The sequence below is a fragment of the Iodobacter ciconiae genome (genome assembly GCF_003952345.1).
Lineage (GTDB): Bacteria > Pseudomonadota > Gammaproteobacteria > Burkholderiales > Chitinibacteraceae > Iodobacter > Iodobacter ciconiae.
In genome coordinates, this window is record NZ_CP034433.1 from 953,673 (window position 1) to 967,814 (window position 14,142).

The 14,142-nt window shown below is 47.5% G+C and carries 17 protein-coding genes and 1 other RNA gene; 7 read left to right on the forward strand and 11 right to left on the reverse strand.

Going from position 1 to position 14,142, the window contains the following annotated elements; translation table 11 throughout:
• Positions 1–51 precede the first annotated feature (51 nt).
• The 7 genes from EJO50_RS04220 to EJO50_RS04250 form a co-directional block, all read right to left on the reverse strand.
• Positions 52–1,137: an HlyD family secretion protein gene (locus tag EJO50_RS04220; RefSeq protein ID WP_125971770.1), complete on the reverse strand. Its 1,086-nt coding sequence runs from the start codon at positions 1,135–1,137 to the stop codon at positions 52–54.
• Positions 1,134–1,772: a TetR/AcrR family transcriptional regulator gene (locus EJO50_RS04225; protein ID WP_164521426.1), complete on the reverse strand. Its 639-nt coding sequence runs from the start codon at positions 1,770–1,772 to the stop codon at positions 1,134–1,136. Before EJO50_RS04225 ends, EJO50_RS04220 begins: the two co-directional genes overlap by 4 nt.
• Positions 1,773–1,963: 191 nt before the next feature.
• On the reverse strand, positions 1,964–2,632 hold the full coding sequence (locus EJO50_RS04230; RefSeq protein WP_125971772.1) for a Crp/Fnr family transcriptional regulator: 669 nt from the start codon (positions 2,630–2,632) through the stop codon (positions 1,964–1,966).
• 49 nt (positions 2,633–2,681) lie between these two features.
• Positions 2,682–3,353, reverse strand: a complete 672-nt coding sequence (locus EJO50_RS04235) for a Crp/Fnr family transcriptional regulator (RefSeq protein WP_125971774.1) — start codon at positions 3,351–3,353, stop codon at positions 2,682–2,684.
• The gene (locus EJO50_RS04240) at positions 3,353–3,739 is read right to left on the reverse strand and encodes a hypothetical protein (RefSeq protein ID WP_125971776.1); all 387 of its coding nucleotides are present in this window, start codon (positions 3,737–3,739) and stop codon (positions 3,353–3,355) included. The genes EJO50_RS04235 and EJO50_RS04240 overlap by 1 nt, the downstream gene beginning before the upstream one ends.
• A gap of 77 nt (positions 3,740–3,816) precedes the next feature.
• Positions 3,817–4,692 carry a Tim44 domain-containing protein gene (locus tag EJO50_RS04245; RefSeq protein WP_125971778.1) on the reverse strand — a complete coding sequence of 292 codons (876 nt, stop codon included), beginning with the start codon at positions 4,690–4,692 and terminating at the stop codon, positions 3,817–3,819.
• A 156-nt stretch (positions 4,693–4,848) separates the two neighbouring features.
• The gene (locus EJO50_RS04250; protein ID WP_046353270.1) at positions 4,849–5,205 is read right to left on the reverse strand and encodes a dihydroneopterin aldolase; all 357 of its coding nucleotides are present in this window, start codon (positions 5,203–5,205) and stop codon (positions 4,849–4,851) included.
• 81 nt (positions 5,206–5,286) lie between these two features.
• On the opposite strand from EJO50_RS04250, the gene plsY reads away from it, so the two are divergent.
• The gene (plsY, locus tag EJO50_RS04255) at positions 5,287–5,898 is read left to right on the forward strand and encodes a glycerol-3-phosphate 1-O-acyltransferase PlsY (RefSeq protein WP_125971780.1); all 612 of its coding nucleotides are present in this window, start codon (positions 5,287–5,289) and stop codon (positions 5,896–5,898) included.
• 76 nt (positions 5,899–5,974) lie between these two features.
• Here plsY and smpB read toward each other — a convergent pair whose 3' ends face one another.
• Complete coding sequence (gene smpB / locus EJO50_RS04260) at positions 5,975–6,430, reverse strand: SsrA-binding protein SmpB (protein ID WP_125971782.1); 456 nt, start codon at positions 6,428–6,430, stop codon at positions 5,975–5,977.
• Positions 6,431–6,493: 63 nt separating this feature from the next.
• Here smpB and EJO50_RS04265 point away from each other — a divergent pair, with 63 nt between their 5' ends.
• The 6 genes from EJO50_RS04265 (at position 6,494) to EJO50_RS04290 (ending at position 9,931) form a co-directional block, all read left to right on the forward strand.
• Positions 6,494–7,480 carry an asparaginase domain-containing protein gene (locus EJO50_RS04265; protein ID WP_125971784.1) on the forward strand — a complete coding sequence of 329 codons (987 nt, stop codon included), beginning with the start codon at positions 6,494–6,496 and terminating at the stop codon, positions 7,478–7,480.
• A 74-nt stretch (positions 7,481–7,554) separates the two neighbouring features.
• Positions 7,555–7,652, forward strand: an RNA gene (ffs, locus tag EJO50_RS04270) — signal recognition particle sRNA small type.
• Positions 7,653–7,979: 327 nt separating this feature from the next.
• Positions 7,980–8,531 carry a septation protein A gene (locus EJO50_RS04275; RefSeq protein ID WP_125971786.1) on the forward strand — a complete coding sequence of 184 codons (552 nt, stop codon included), beginning with the start codon at positions 7,980–7,982 and terminating at the stop codon, positions 8,529–8,531.
• On the forward strand, positions 8,531–8,830 hold the full coding sequence (locus tag EJO50_RS04280) for a YciI family protein (RefSeq protein ID WP_125971788.1): 300 nt from the start codon (positions 8,531–8,533) through the stop codon (positions 8,828–8,830). The genes EJO50_RS04275 and EJO50_RS04280 overlap by 1 nt, the downstream gene beginning before the upstream one ends.
• Entirely contained in the window at positions 8,787–9,098 is a 312-nt protein-coding gene (locus EJO50_RS04285) for a BolA family protein (RefSeq protein ID WP_233702169.1), read from the forward strand. The genes EJO50_RS04280 and EJO50_RS04285 overlap by 44 nt, the downstream gene beginning before the upstream one ends.
• A 50-nt stretch (positions 9,099–9,148) precedes the next feature.
• Positions 9,149–9,931 (forward strand): peptidylprolyl isomerase, encoded by a 783-nt coding sequence (locus tag EJO50_RS04290; RefSeq protein WP_125971790.1) that lies wholly within the window; start codon positions 9,149–9,151, stop codon positions 9,929–9,931.
• A gap of 212 nt (positions 9,932–10,143) precedes the next feature.
• Here the strand turns inward: EJO50_RS04290 and EJO50_RS04295 are convergent, their stop codons facing one another.
• From EJO50_RS04295 to EJO50_RS04305, 3 genes are all read right to left on the reverse strand, one after another.
• Positions 10,144–11,535: an L-serine ammonia-lyase gene (locus EJO50_RS04295; RefSeq protein WP_125971792.1), complete on the reverse strand. Its 1,392-nt coding sequence runs from the start codon at positions 11,533–11,535 to the stop codon at positions 10,144–10,146.
• A gap of 68 nt (positions 11,536–11,603) precedes the next feature.
• Positions 11,604–12,905, reverse strand: a complete 1,302-nt coding sequence (locus EJO50_RS04300; protein WP_125971795.1) for a serine/threonine transporter — start codon at positions 12,903–12,905, stop codon at positions 11,604–11,606.
• Between the two features lie 11 nt (positions 12,906–12,916).
• Positions 12,917–13,543: a helix-turn-helix transcriptional regulator gene (locus EJO50_RS04305; RefSeq protein WP_125971797.1), complete on the reverse strand. Its 627-nt coding sequence runs from the start codon at positions 13,541–13,543 to the stop codon at positions 12,917–12,919.
• Positions 13,544–14,142 lie beyond the last annotated feature (599 nt).

Sequence of the window (14,142 nt, forward strand, 5' to 3'; positions counted from 1 at the left end):
TCATACTTTTAGGGCGGGTAAAACCCGCTGCTGGGTATTGCAATCTATAAATTAAGGCGTACTGATTGTGACATTGACCGATAAGCCCGGACGCAACAGTATATCTGTGGGTAATTTATCTAAAGTAATTTTGACGGGGATACGTTGTACAACTTTTGTGAAATTCCCTGTTGAATTATCTGCCGGGAGTAATGTAAAGCGTGCGCCGGTTGCGGGGCTAAATGAATCTACTTTTCCTTTGAGCTTTAAATCGGGAAAGGCATCGACTTCAATATCAACTTCCTGGCCCAGTTTAATTTGTTTAAGTTCGGTTTCTTTTAAGTTGGCTATAACCCAGATTTTATCAGTAGGCACTAAATACATCAGTGTCTGCCCTGCCTGAATCATTTGCCCTGGCTCGACTGCTTTTTTGCTGATGACCCCAGAGGCGGGGGCATAAACTTGTGTGTCAATCAGCTGATTATGTGCAAATTGCAAGGTGGCTTTGGCGGCGAGTGCTTTAGCCTGTGCAGATTTAAGCCCTGCTGATGAAACGGCAACTTGCTGATCAGCAGCGTTGGCACTTTCTTTGGCGGTATGTAGTGCAGACTCCAGGGCGCTTACCCGTGCCTCAGCAGCTTTAACCAGAGTGTCTGCACTGTCGAGAGCCGATTGGCTGAGCATTTTTTGTGCAGCCAGCTCTTTGCTGCGGGCTAAGTCCTTACGTGCTTTGGCTGCGTTGGCACGTGCTTCGGTAATCTGGGCTTCAGCCGTGTGTGATTGCGCTGTAGCTGCTGCTGCGTTGGCGGCTGCGGCAGCAATGCGGGCAAGGGCTTCTCCGGGTTGTTTGTCGTGCCCGGCTGCAGACAGAGCCTGATGATAGTCTGCTTCAGCTTGTGCCACCTTAATTTGATAATCGCGAGGATCCAGCTCAATGAGCAAGGTTTTTTGTGCCAAAAGCTGGTTATCGCTGACTGGGACGGCTTTCACATAGCCACTTACACGGGCTGCAATCGGCACAATATGCCCTTCCAGCTGGGCATTGTCACTGCTGACATGATGACTTCCCCACCACCAGCGGTAGCCAAGAAAGCACAATATCGTCAAAAAGATAATTGCAAGAATATTGCGTGCTGGTGAGGAAGGCTTAATGCTCATAGCGTGTGCTCCGGGGCGATGGCAATGCCATGCAAAACGATGTCGAGGTGAAATTGAGCCAGCTGGTTCAGCTCATATGTAATTGGATCTTGGCGTGCGTAGGTATGCTGCCAGATGCTGGTTAGTAAAATAGGGGAAAATAATACTCTGGCTAACAGATCAGGATCAGTTGGGCGAAATTCACCGCTGTCTACGCCTGCCTGAATAAGTTTGGCTAGTAAAAGGCGTGAGCGCTTCACTACGGTTTCGATGTAGAAGTCTGTCAGCTCAGGAAAATTGCCTGCTTCAGAAATCATGAGTTTGGAAATACTGCCTTTGCATTCATTCAGTGCTGTTGCCCAGCTGGTGATGGCTGTTCGCAAACGGGTTGTTGCAGATTCTGTACTATTACTTGCCAGCTCTTCGATTTTGTCCAGATTGGGGTGAATAGCTTCACTGATAGCCGCTTTAAACAGCGCTTCTTTATTAGAAAAATAAAGATAGACCGTACCTTTAGTGACTCCTGCAGCGTGCGCAATATCATCCAGTTTGGTCGCTGAGTAGCCTTTTTGGTGAAAAAGGATCAGTGCCGCTTCAACGATTTCACTGGGGCGTGCTTCTTTGCGTCTCTGACGTGGATGATTGATGTCAGTCACTTCAGTTTCCATTTAATAACTAACTGGTTAGTCATTAAATCGATTGGGCTGTCTGCTGTCAAGAATCATGCTGATGGGATCGGTTTGTATTAGAGGAGGGGCAAGGCGGGCAGAAGGGGGATAAAAAAAATCTGGCAGATCAGCGCATGCCAGACTTTTTGATTAGGACTTTTATCCAGATCCAGCTTAGGTTAGAAGCGTTCCGGTAGTTTTTGCAGCAGGATGATGCGCTTGTTTTCTAAGCGGATATAGCCGCCGAAAACCAGCTCTTTCAGGATGCGGGCAATCATTTCACGTGATGAGCCTACCCGATCAGCAATAGCCTGCTGGGTGAGCGGCTCGGAAATCATTTCCTGTCCGTCAGTTTCTGTCAGCATGCCTTCAAATAGTGCGCGAACACGGCCATACACATCCAGCAGGGCCAGATTTTTCATGGTGAGTGACAGCCGGCGAACCATGTAAGCCAAGTTCAGGATGAGCTGGTCTTTAGCGTTGGGCAATGCATTTAGCGCTTCGCGAAAGTCCTGTTTGGAGAACATCAGGAAAGATGAATCATCTTCGGTCTGGGTAGACCATGAGCGCGGTTCATTATCAATCAGTGAAACTTCACCAAATACATCGCCTGGCTCACCAATCATAAAGACAAATTCTTTGCCTTGATTATCACTGGTAAAGGAGCGGGTACGCCCTTCCAGCAGGATGTACATCGATTCGCCAGGGTCACCTTCGCGAAATAAAAATGTGCCTTTAGGCAGATGGCGTTTTACAGCAGCATTTAAAACAATGTCTAGATCTTCATCGGCAAAATCCTGGAAAATGGCAGATTGCGATAAAAAGTTTTTAAGTAAGTGATGGTCCATGAGGGTTATATCTCCGTGGCTCAGTGCCTATTCTTGGCAATATTTGATGTTAAAAATGTTCGGGCAGTTTTTGCAATAATTCAATTTGACGATTTTCAATGCGAATATAGTTGCCAAACACTAGTTCACGCATCAGTTTTGCGATCATTTCCCTGGATGAGCCCACACGATCTGCAATCGCTTGCTGGGAGAGCGTATGCTCAATATAGCGGCGTCCATTCTCTTCAACAGCTAAATCCTCAAGTAACAGGCGCATACGGCCATATACATCTTTAAGTGCCAAAGATTTCACCATATTTGCCAGGTGACGATTGTAACGAATCATATTTCTTAGTAAATTGCTGTTGAGTAACGGTGTTTTTTCAAGCAATTGAAGAAATGACGTTTTACTAATGCTGAGTAATTGGCAATCTTCAGCTGCATCAATGGAGAGCGAACGGGGCTCTTCGTCGATCAGTGCCATTTCACCGAAGCTTGTACCGACCGTACCCACAAAAAAAACAAATTCCTTGCCGGTGTCGGCGCTCGAAAAGCAGCGTAATCGTCCTTCGATCAAAATATACATGGACTCGGCAATGTCACCTTCTGCAAACAGCAGAGATCCTTTGCTAATCGTGCGCCGGTTGGATATCTTCTCAATTGCGGCCAAAATATCTTTGTCCAGATCCATAAATAGCGGGACGGTAGCAAGTAATTGGCGGAGTGTTTGGTTTTTATTCATTAGTGTCCTGCTTTTTCGGTGTCAGCGGGCTTTTCTTCAGATGCATCATGTTTTTCCACTTTTTTTTCTACAGGTGCCGGTTCATCTTCGGGCGGTGTAATTACATTAATTTTTTTTTGCTGCATGTATTCATTCATTTCTTTCCAGCCGGCAAAAATATCCGCTTTGGGTATTCGGGCATTGCGGCGATAACAATCCTCAAGTGCCCGGCCGCTATGGCGGCAGGCAGCGCCAATGGCCTTGCCATTAGCTTGTTGTTTGTTGACGACTTCCATTACCTTGTCGCAGCCAGTCAGTGCGATTAATCCAAATAGTATGATAATCAAACGGCGCATTTGTATAGCCAGTATGTCAATAGTATTGTTCTCAGTGTAAGTGAAAAACAAAGTCTCTGTTAAGGCATCTTAATTAAAATAAAGACCGACAATCGCCGGCCTTTGTTAGTTTGCAGGTAAAAACAAAACTACAACTGCTGAATTCCGGCCACCATCCAGCGAGGGTCTCCATGAATAGGGCGTATAAAGTGCCATATTTCCTGGAATGGCACCGGTGCGGAATGAAGTGATTCACTTACTTTGCCATAAAAGCGAACGCTGGAAACCATGCGCCCCTCTTCGGTTGCGCAGTCCACCAGCTCGGCATTGAGCTCAGGGAATTCTGCGGGCTCTTCATTGCCAGATATCTCCTGGCTTAATTCATTAAATAACTCGGGTGTTAAATACTTGCGCATTTCATTGACTTGCTCGGCCGAATGCAGCGTTTGCATATGCATAAAGCTGCCCCGTGCCTGACGCAGAAATGCTGCAGTTTCTGTCCCATCGGGAAGTCGTGTAATTCCTGCTGCTGCCGGAGCAACGGGTGCCACCTGATCTCCCATGCGAAAAATACGGTCTGTTTGTTCATTGTTTGGCATGCTGGCAAATGCAGGGCCAGCCGCCACTGCGGCCTCTTTACGGCGGCGCATCATGCGCATGGCAAAGTAGCCGCCTGCACCCAGTAGAAGCAATAAGCCCCATGGGAAACCGCCGCCGGATGATTCCGATGCTCCTGATGCATTGTTCGAATTAAACAGATTACCCAGCAAATATCCACCCAGTGCACCAGCGGCCACGCCACCAATGATCGAACCCATGCCGCTGCGTTGTGGCTGAGCGGCCTGTCCGGGTTGCTGTGCAGGTGCAACATTGCGCTGAGGGGGAGGTGCCGCCGGACGCGTAGTCTGGCTGCGCTGCATACCGCTTGAGCGGCCGCCACCGACGCGCTTGGCCTCGGCAATGCCGCTGGCGAATAATGACGCGGTGAGCAGGGTAACCATCAGAGTACGACTAAATTGGCTCATGCCAAATCCTTGCGTTGAATCACTTAATATCTGCTTAGTGAGGCTGAAAGTGAAAAAGTTCAAGTCATTTCGCAAAATTAAAATGCAAAATGACTTGAACGATGTTGCTGAAAGGGCTGGCAGGCATTGCACCGAACGGGCAATGTATTAGGTTATTCAGGCTCGATGGCCACGCTCGATAGTGACGCCTACACGCCCAACCTCATGCAAAATGCCGAGTTTGGTGACGGATACCTTGGCCCAGGGTGCACCAAAGTCTTGCATAATGAGCTGGGCAATATGCTCGGCAAGTGCTTCAAGCAGTAAAAAGTGGCGCTCTTCCAGTACCTTGCGGATGTGTTTGACTACTGCATCGTAATCAATTGTATCCACCAAATCGTCGCTGGCACAGGCGCGTGCAGAGGGGATACCAATTTCCAGATCAAGCTCTACAACCTGTGGCGCAACGCGCTCCCAGTCGTACCAGCCAATAAGGGTGCGTGCGCGTACTTCGTGTAAATAGATAATGTCCATGATGGGGTGACTTAATGGGTTTTACCCAGCAGCGGTCATTTAGCTTAAAATCGGAAGCTTACGATTGTAGTGGATTTAGGTATGACACCGTTAATTCTAATTTTAGTAAGCTACCTGATCGGCTCTCTTTCTTTTGCCGTGATTGTCTCCAAAGCCTGTGGCCTGGCTGATCCGCGCAGCTATGGCTCGGGTAATCCGGGGGCTACAAATGTTTTGCGCAGTGGTAATAAAAAAGCGGCATTATTTACTTTGTTGGGTGATGCACTCAAAGGCTGGCTGGCGATTGTGCTGGCACAGCTCGCCGCATCCTATCTGGGCCTTGGGCCGGAAATTATTGCCATGGCTGCCGTAGCTGTGACAGTTGGCCATATGTGGCCGGTTTTTTTTAGTTTTAAGGGAGGTAAAGGTGTAGCAACAGCGGCAGGTATTTTGCTGGCGCTAGATTGGCGGGTGGGTTTGCTGACGTTTTTACTTTGGCTGGTGGTGGCCAAGGGAATGAAGATTTCTTCTCTGGCGGCGCTGCTGGCGGCTCTGCTTGCGCCGGTACTGGCCTGGCTCTGGTTGCCCTCTTCGGCACAAATTATAGCTGTGGTGGTGATTTCTATTTTGCTGATTTGGCGTCATGAAAGAAATATCCGTGACTTGCTGGCAGGTAAGGAAGGCAGTATTGGCGAGAGAGCCGGTGAAAAATAGCGGTTTTTACCTTGGGGCAGACAGCAAAAAGGGCAGTCAGCTGCCCTTTTTGTATAGATCCCCGTGATAGACGGGCTTAGCTGTACTTATTATTGGCACGAACAATTTGCGCTTTCTCGCGTACCCACTCACGGTCTTTCTCGCTATTACGTTTATCGTGCTGCTTTTTACCCTTGGCTAAACCGATATCCAGTTTAATAAAGCCGTTTTTATAATGCATATTGAGTGCGGCGACCGTATAGCCGGCACGCTCAACTTTGATTGATAGTTTTTCGATTTCGCGCTGATTAAGTAACAGTTTACGCAGGCGGGTAGGCTCTGGCAGTACGTGGCTTGATGCGCTGGTCAGTGGTGAGATATGCGCGCCCATCAGCCAGAAGTCGCCACGCAGATATACCACGTAGGATTCTTTAAGTTGTACACGGCCAGCGCGGATTGATTTGACTTCCCAGCCTTGTAGCATAAGGCCTGCTTCAAAACGCTCTTCGATAAAGAAGTCGTGAAAAGCCTTTTTATTATCGACGATCGACATCGCAATGAGTCCGGTTTTGTTTCACTAAAGCTCGATTCTAACACTTTACGGAGCAAGTTATAGATGCAGAGAATTCGCGTCATTTATACCGGCGGCACCATCGGCATGTTGCCAAGTGCTGATGGTTATGCGCCAGCACCTGATTATTTGCAGCTGCAGTTGCAAAATCTTTATCCGGGTCTGTCGGTGCTGGAGTATTCCCCATTGCTTGATTCCAGTGAAATGACGCCAGCTTTGTGGAATCGTATCGCGGCAGATATTGCTGCAGATTACGATGATTATGATGGTTTCGTGGTGTTGCACGGCACTGATACGATGGCCTACACCGCTGCTGCGCTGTCTTATATGCTGGAAAATCTGGGTAAACCTGTGGTGGTGACGGGCTCTCAAATCCCCTGGTGCGAGCCGGGAAATGATGCGGTAGAGCATGTTGCTGCCGCGCTGGCATTAGCGGGCAGACCTGATTGTTGCGAGGTGTCGGTTGTTTTTGCAGGGCTGTGTCTGCGTGGCAATCGGGTACGAAAAGTAGATTGTGATGGTATGGCCGCCTTTGCTTCACCTAATTTTCCGGTTTTGGGGCGCTGGGAGGCGGGGCGCTGGGTGATGGCTACGGCTAACCCTTGGCTTCCAAAGTCGTTTGAGCCATTCCATTTACAGCCGGTGGCAGAGGCGGCTCGTATTGTGGCAGCAAAATTGGCACCGGGCTTTAGCGCTCAATGGCTGGCTTCATCATTGACGGGGCTGGACGGTGTGGTGCTGGAAACCTTTGGTGCTGGTAATGCAGGCGGGCAACCCGCGCTGATGGCGGCATTGGCAAAGCAAAGCCTGGTCGTGAATTGTACGCCGTGCCTGCAAGGCTCAGTAAAAATGGGGCGTTATGCAATAAGTGGCAGCCTGGCAAGCATGGGAGTGCTCGATGGCGCAGATATGACACCAGAGGCTGCGCTGGCCAAGCTTTATTATGCACAGGCCAAGTGTTCGGATAGGGCAGGGCGTGCCGAAATTTTTATCAATCCGCTTTGTGGCGATCGTTCCGTGCCTTTTTTGTAGCGGATTGGTGCCAAGTTTTAATAGCTAGCTTGGTGTTTTTAACAGGGTGTGCTACAGTGCGCCCTCTGTTCGACGGCGGGTCTCCCCGCATAGCTAGAAGGTTAACCTGGTCAGGTCCGGAAGGAAGCAGCCACAGCTTTTGATGCTAGTGCCGGGGGTTAGGCTCGCCACCTCCCTATTTAAAGTTTTGCCGTTCCGGCAGAACTGGTTCATAAAATAATCCCGTGATTAGCGATGTGATGCGATGCATTCATCGCCATTGTTTTTAATATTACTTCTTGATTTAAACGATTGTTTTAGCTTCTCCTCCCGCTTGATCCAAATCAATACACAGCAAGGGTATTTGCCAGAGAATGATTGCCACGCGAGCTTGATGCTTCGTGTATCTCCAGTGGTAAATTTTGCGCCGCGCACTGTCGCGGCGTTTTTTTTGTCTGCATTTACTTGTTTTCGTAAAAATGGGTCAGCATAATGCGGCATCTCTCTGTTGATGATGCCAATGAAAGCTCTTTTCGACCTCTTCTCCGTTATCCTGTTTTTTGTAACCTATTCCATTACCAAAAGCATTTATGCTGCAACGGGTGTGGCTATTGCCACGACGACTGCACAGGTTGCCTGGTCCTGGTTTAAGCATCGTAAGGTGGACGGCATGCTATGGCTAAGCTTTGGCTTAATTACGGTGCTGGGGGGGGCCACTTTGTTATTACATAACAAGATGTTTATTCTGTGGAAGCCTACCGTTTTATATTGGGTGTTTGCGCTCATTTTGTGCGGGTCGCGCTATATCCGGGGTAAAAACCTGATGCAAAGCCTGATGGGGCCTCAAATGAACCTGCCCACTCATTTATGGGACAGGGTAAATCTGGCTTGGGTTACATTTTTTGTTAGCATGGGTATGCTTAACCTTTATGTGGCCTTTAACTTTACTGAAGATCAGTGGGTTAATTTTAAGATGTTTGGTACATTGGTGTTGACGCTGGTATTTGTGCTGCTGCAAGCATTGGTGCTTTCACGGTATCTTACTGATGATTCGGGAAAGGAGGAGTCTTAATGCTTTACGCAATCATTGCGAATAACTATCCTGATTGTGCTGCTGCACGTTTGGCGAGTCGTCCGGCGCATCTGGCCAGGCTAGAGCTGCTGAAAGAAGCAGGGCGGCTGGTGATTGCCGGGCCTTTTCCTGCGATTGATGCGGCGGATCCCGGCTCTGCTGGTTTTTCGGGAAGTTTAATTGTTGCAGAGTTTGATTCACAGCTGGCAGCGCAAGCTTGGGCAGACAGTGATCCTTATGTAAAAGCAGGGGTTTATGAAAATGTCATTGCAAGGCCCTTTCTCCAAGTCCTTCCCTAGCGTTATGATTACTGAAGAAATACACTCACGGCTTGCCGTATTCAAGCCAGAGTATGTTGATGTTTACGATGATAGTGCGTCACATGCAGGTCACACAGGTAGTGCGGCGGGTGGTGGGCATTATGATTTAACAATCGTATCCGCACAGTTTGCAGGTAAAAATACTTTGGCTCGTCACCGCATGGTGATGGCCTTGTTTGCGGATTTGATTCCGCACCCAATCCACGCGCTCAGTATTAAAAAAACACTGACGCCGGACGAGTTGTAAAACTTATTGAACCTAAGCTCTACTGACTTTAAGATCAAAGGACTGAACACATGCGTCAACCGAACCGTATTGCTCTTGCTCTAACTGCCTGCTTCTTGTCCGCTTCCTTTGCTGCAACAGCTGCAAATGTAGCTACCGTAAATGGTGTTGCTATCCCGGATAGCAAGGTTGATTTCTTTTTGAAGCAAGTGGCTGAGCGTGGCCAGAAAGATAGCCCGGAATTACGTGCACGGATCAAAGAAGAGCTGATTCGTAACGAAGTACTGTTCCAGGAAGCACAAAAGAAGGGCATGGAAAAAAACGCAGATGTACAGCAGCGTCTTGATATGGCTAAGCAGCAAATTCTGGTTGGTGCTTACGTAAATGATTACGCTAAAGCAAATCCGGTGAGCGATGCTGATCTGAAAAAAGAATACGACAAGATCAAAGTAAACTTCAGCGGCAAAGAATACAAAGCGCGTCACATTCTGGTTAAAACAGAAGAAGAAGCCAAAGCTGTTCTGGCTGATTTGAAAAAAGGTAAGAAATTTGAAGATGTCGCTAAAGCGAAATCTTCAGATAAGGGTAGTGCAGTTAATGGTGGCGACTTAGGCTGGTCTACTCCTGCTAACTATGTAAAAGAATTTGGCGAAGCATTGGGTAAATTACCTAAAGGCAAAATTTCTGACCCAGTGAAGACTCAGTTTGGCTGGCACGTGATTAAGCTTGATGATCAGCGTGAGGCTAAAGGCCCGTCATTTGAAGAAGTAAAACCAGAACTGATGCGCGAGCTGCAGGGCCAGCGTGTGCAAAAAATGGTCGAAGAATTACGTGCTAAAGCTAAAGTTGAGTAATTTGCTTTCTGTATAAAAAACCCCCGCAATTTGCTTGCGGGGGTTTTTTTATATCTATTGTTCTGAAATGGCTGAGCACAAACATCAGCGATGGCAGGTAATGAATTTCTGCTTTTATTCAGGCAATAAAAATGCGGCTTGATCGGCCGCATTTTTTGCTCATCAGACAGATGAATATATTCCGGCAGAAATCACCGGGGCACGTCTGGTATTTATGCAGGCACTTTATCCATAAAAGTAATTGTTTTGACTGCAGGCGCCGTAATTTGCAATGCCAGGCCACCACAGGATGTTTCGCGGTATTTGGCATCCATGTCTTTGCCTGTGGCATACATCGCGGCAATCACTTTATCTAAAGAGACTTTAGGGCTGCTGCTGCGATGCATTGCCATGCGGGCGGCGTTGATGGCTTTGACTGCACCAATGGCATTGCGCTCGATGCATGGGATTTGTACCTGTCCGCCAACCGGATCACAAGTCAGTCCCAGGTTGTGTTCCATGGCAATTTCTGCGGCCATGCAGACCTGGGCAGGGCTGCCACCCATAAGTTCGGCAAGGCCTGCTGCGGCCATTGAGCAGGCAACACCTACTTCTCCCTGACAACCTACTTCTGCACCGGAAATGGATGCATTTAGTTTATACAGGCAGCCAATTGCGCCCGACGCCAGGAAAAAACGCAGTGCGCTGTCTTCATTCAGCGGCTTAATGAAATGATTGTAGTAAGACATCACACCTGGAACGATGCCGCAAGCGCCGTTGGTGGGAGCGGTAATGACACGGCCACCAGCAGCATTTTCTTCTGACATTGCCATGGCATACATATTGACCCAGTCCATCACATTGAGCGGATCATTTGCTATATCAAGTGAGCTAACTAATAGATGGTGCAGAGCAGGGGCACGACGCGGAATACGCATCGGGCCGGGTAAATTGCCTTCGGTTTTCATGCCTCGTTCAATACTGCTTTGCATAACTCCCCAGACTCGAGCGAAGTGTGCCTTAATTTCTGCAGTGTCGTGGAAAGCTTTTTCATTTTCGAGAACGAGGGCCGAAATTGACAGGCCACTGTCTTCACACATATTCAGCAGGTCATCAGCACTTAAAAAGTGATGTGGCACAGGAATATCATTGCAACTGCCCTGGCCGAAGTGTTCTTCATCAACAATAAAGCCACCGCCAATTGAATAATAAGTCTTGCTCAGGCAGCAGGTCTCATTAACAAAAGCACGGATTGTCATGCCATTTTCATGTAAGGGCAGATAGCTGTCCTGAAAAACCAGACTAAAGCCTACACGTTGTTGGGTGCGCCCCAGGCAGATCGTGCCATTTTGCTCCACTTCGTGCACGATATTAGCCATATTGTCTAAATCGATTGTGTCGGGAAGATTACCAGCCAGGCCCAGCATAATGGCGTGATCGGTACAGTGGCCTTTGCCAGTGAGGGAGAGCGAGCCGTAACAATCAACAGCAATCTTTGTGACGGCGCTAAACTGGCCGGTTTCTTTTAGTGAGCTTAAAAATTGATGCCCGGCTTTCATTGGGCCAATAGTGTGCGAGCTTGATGGGCCAATGCCGATTTTGTAGATATCTAAGGTGCTGAACATGGCAACTTCCTTGTAAAAACAGCCTGCCAATCTATTGAAAAGCAGGCTGTATATAAAGCAGAGGGTCTTTAGGCAAACAGGCTGAAGAATATTGCAGAGATGGCAATCAGGCCAATCAGAACTACAAATATATTGCTGGCTGCGCCGGAATACTTACGCATTGCAGGTACTTTATGGATGGCGTACATCGGCATTAGGAACAGCAATACCGCAATGACCGGGCCGCCTAGTGTTTCAATCATTCCCAGAATATTTGGGTTGATGGTAGCAACTAACCAGGTGGTGATCAGCATAAAGATTGAGGTGTAGCGTTCCAGCTTAAGGGTAGAGATGCTCTTGCCTTTTTCACGTAATTGTTTGATGACCAAACCATGCAGGCCTTCTTTTGCACCAAGATAGTGGCCAAGGTAGGATTTAGTAATGGCGATAAAGGCAATGATTGGAGCCATCCATGCGATAACCGGGTTATCAAAGTGATTAGCCAAGTAGGACAGAATCGAGATATTTTGTGCTTTAGCGGCTACCAGATCAGCAGGAGCCAGGCTGAACACACAGCTAAATACAAAGAACATGACTGACAACACCATCATGATATGGCTGCGCAGCAGGATTTTTGACGAGACTTGGTCTTCTTTGCCGGGGTGGAGTTTTTTCTGGCTTACTGCAAAAGAAGAAATGATCGGTGAGTGGTTAAACGAGAACACCATCACCGGAATGGCCAGCCACATGGTTTTGTAGAAAGAAATGCTAGTCAGTGCATCACCTAAGCTGCCAGCCTGATCAAGCACCGAGCTGTTCCAGTTAGGAATCAGGTAAACCGCAAGCAGCATTAAGGCAATGACAAAAGGGTAAACCAGGATGCTCATTGCTTTAACGATAAATTCACCACCCAGGCGCACGATCGACATAAGTCCCAGGATCAAGCACAGTGCAAAAATGCCCCGTGTGACGATATCCGTACCCACCGCGATATGCATTTGATGGGTTAGAAAAGAAAGTACTGTGTTGGTAATAGCGACGCTATACACCAGCAAAATCGGGTAAATGGCGAAGAAATAAAGCAGGGTAATGATTTTACCTGCACCTTTACCAAAGTGTTCTTCTACAACTTCCGTGATATCACCGTCTTTGGTTGAGCCCGATAATACAAAGCGGTTAAGACCACGGTGAGCAAAAAAAGTGAGCGGTAGTGCTAAAAGAGCCATTAAAATCAGGGGCCAAAGGCCGCCAATCCCTGCATTTATCGGCAAAAATAAAGTGCCTGCGCCAACTGCGGTACCGTAGAGGCCAAGCATCCATACGGTATCGTTTTTGGTCCAGGCTGGGGCACTGCCAGGCAGGGCCATATCATTAAGTGTTGTATCTGACATGATGTTTTCTCTTAGTTAGTACTGTTTTTCAAATAGCGATAAAGCGTAGGTTCTGAAATTGAAAGTAAAGAGGCTGTTTTTGCAATAAACCCTTTCACTAAAAAAACGCCGTTTTGCTCAAGTTTTTGCACAATGTCTTTTTTATCGGAACTGCTTAAATGCTTGGCTGCAATGGGGTAGTTGGCCAGCGCCTGATTAATGATGTCATCACCTAATTCTTCTACCGAGTGGCTGAGTAATTCTTCGCTGGGTGTGTTTTCTTCGTGTTGAAAAAATTGATACAGTAATTCGCTGGCGCGTTGCAGGTGACGGTCGTTGCGGTTAATGCACAGCATGGCAAAGGGTTTTCCTGCTTCGTCCTGCAGCAGCATGCTGGAGCTGCGAAGGCGATGCCCGTCCAGTGTTTTGCCGGGGTAGTTGGTACGAAAGGGGGCTTTGGCGGGGTCCTGGCATTCATGCAGCAAACGCAGAGCAAAGTCTGTGGCGGGCGCGCCAATCTTTCGTCCTGAAATCGGGTTCTTAATGATGCATAGTGATTTTTCCAGCTGAGTCATATCGTGGACAACTATCTCGGCAGACTCCCCCAATACTTGTGACAGGAATTCCGAAAGGATGTCCAGGTCTATCGATATTTTCATGATAAAAAATTCTTGCCTTGATAAGTTGGTGTGGATTCTACCCCCGAACTTTTGATTTACATGTTGGATTAAGTACGTTTTTTGATGAGTATCAACAAAAAAATTTTCACATAAATAAAAAATTATTAATATAAAATATCAAAATTTTTATGCTAAATAGAATAAATTAAGTTTAGCTGCGTGTTTAGCGCACTGTTTTGTTGTATGCGTTTTTTTGGCGATGTTGCAATATTTACTTTTATGGTTTGTTTTTGAGTGGGTAAAAAAACAGCTCTCATCATTTTTGGAAATGAAAGTGTTGTTTTTTTTGTCATTTAGCTTTGATTTATAAGGTGGTGTGGTGGGTAAAACGCCTGGTGGGATAATGTTAAATGTCAAGGGGGCTGTGGATGGGCGGGGGAGGCTAAGCAGTCAATGCCGGAGCGTGTCAGGCAGATCATGCCCGGGTAAAGCGGCTGCGGCGGGGTGCCTGTGCTTTGGATAGGAAAGAAAGTCGTTTATGATTTTGCTGTCTGCTGCAGTGGAGGGAGAACGTGAAATTCGGATTTTGTTGAATTTTGTTGATGCTTTTGGCATGCGTACAGCATCTTTCATCAAAG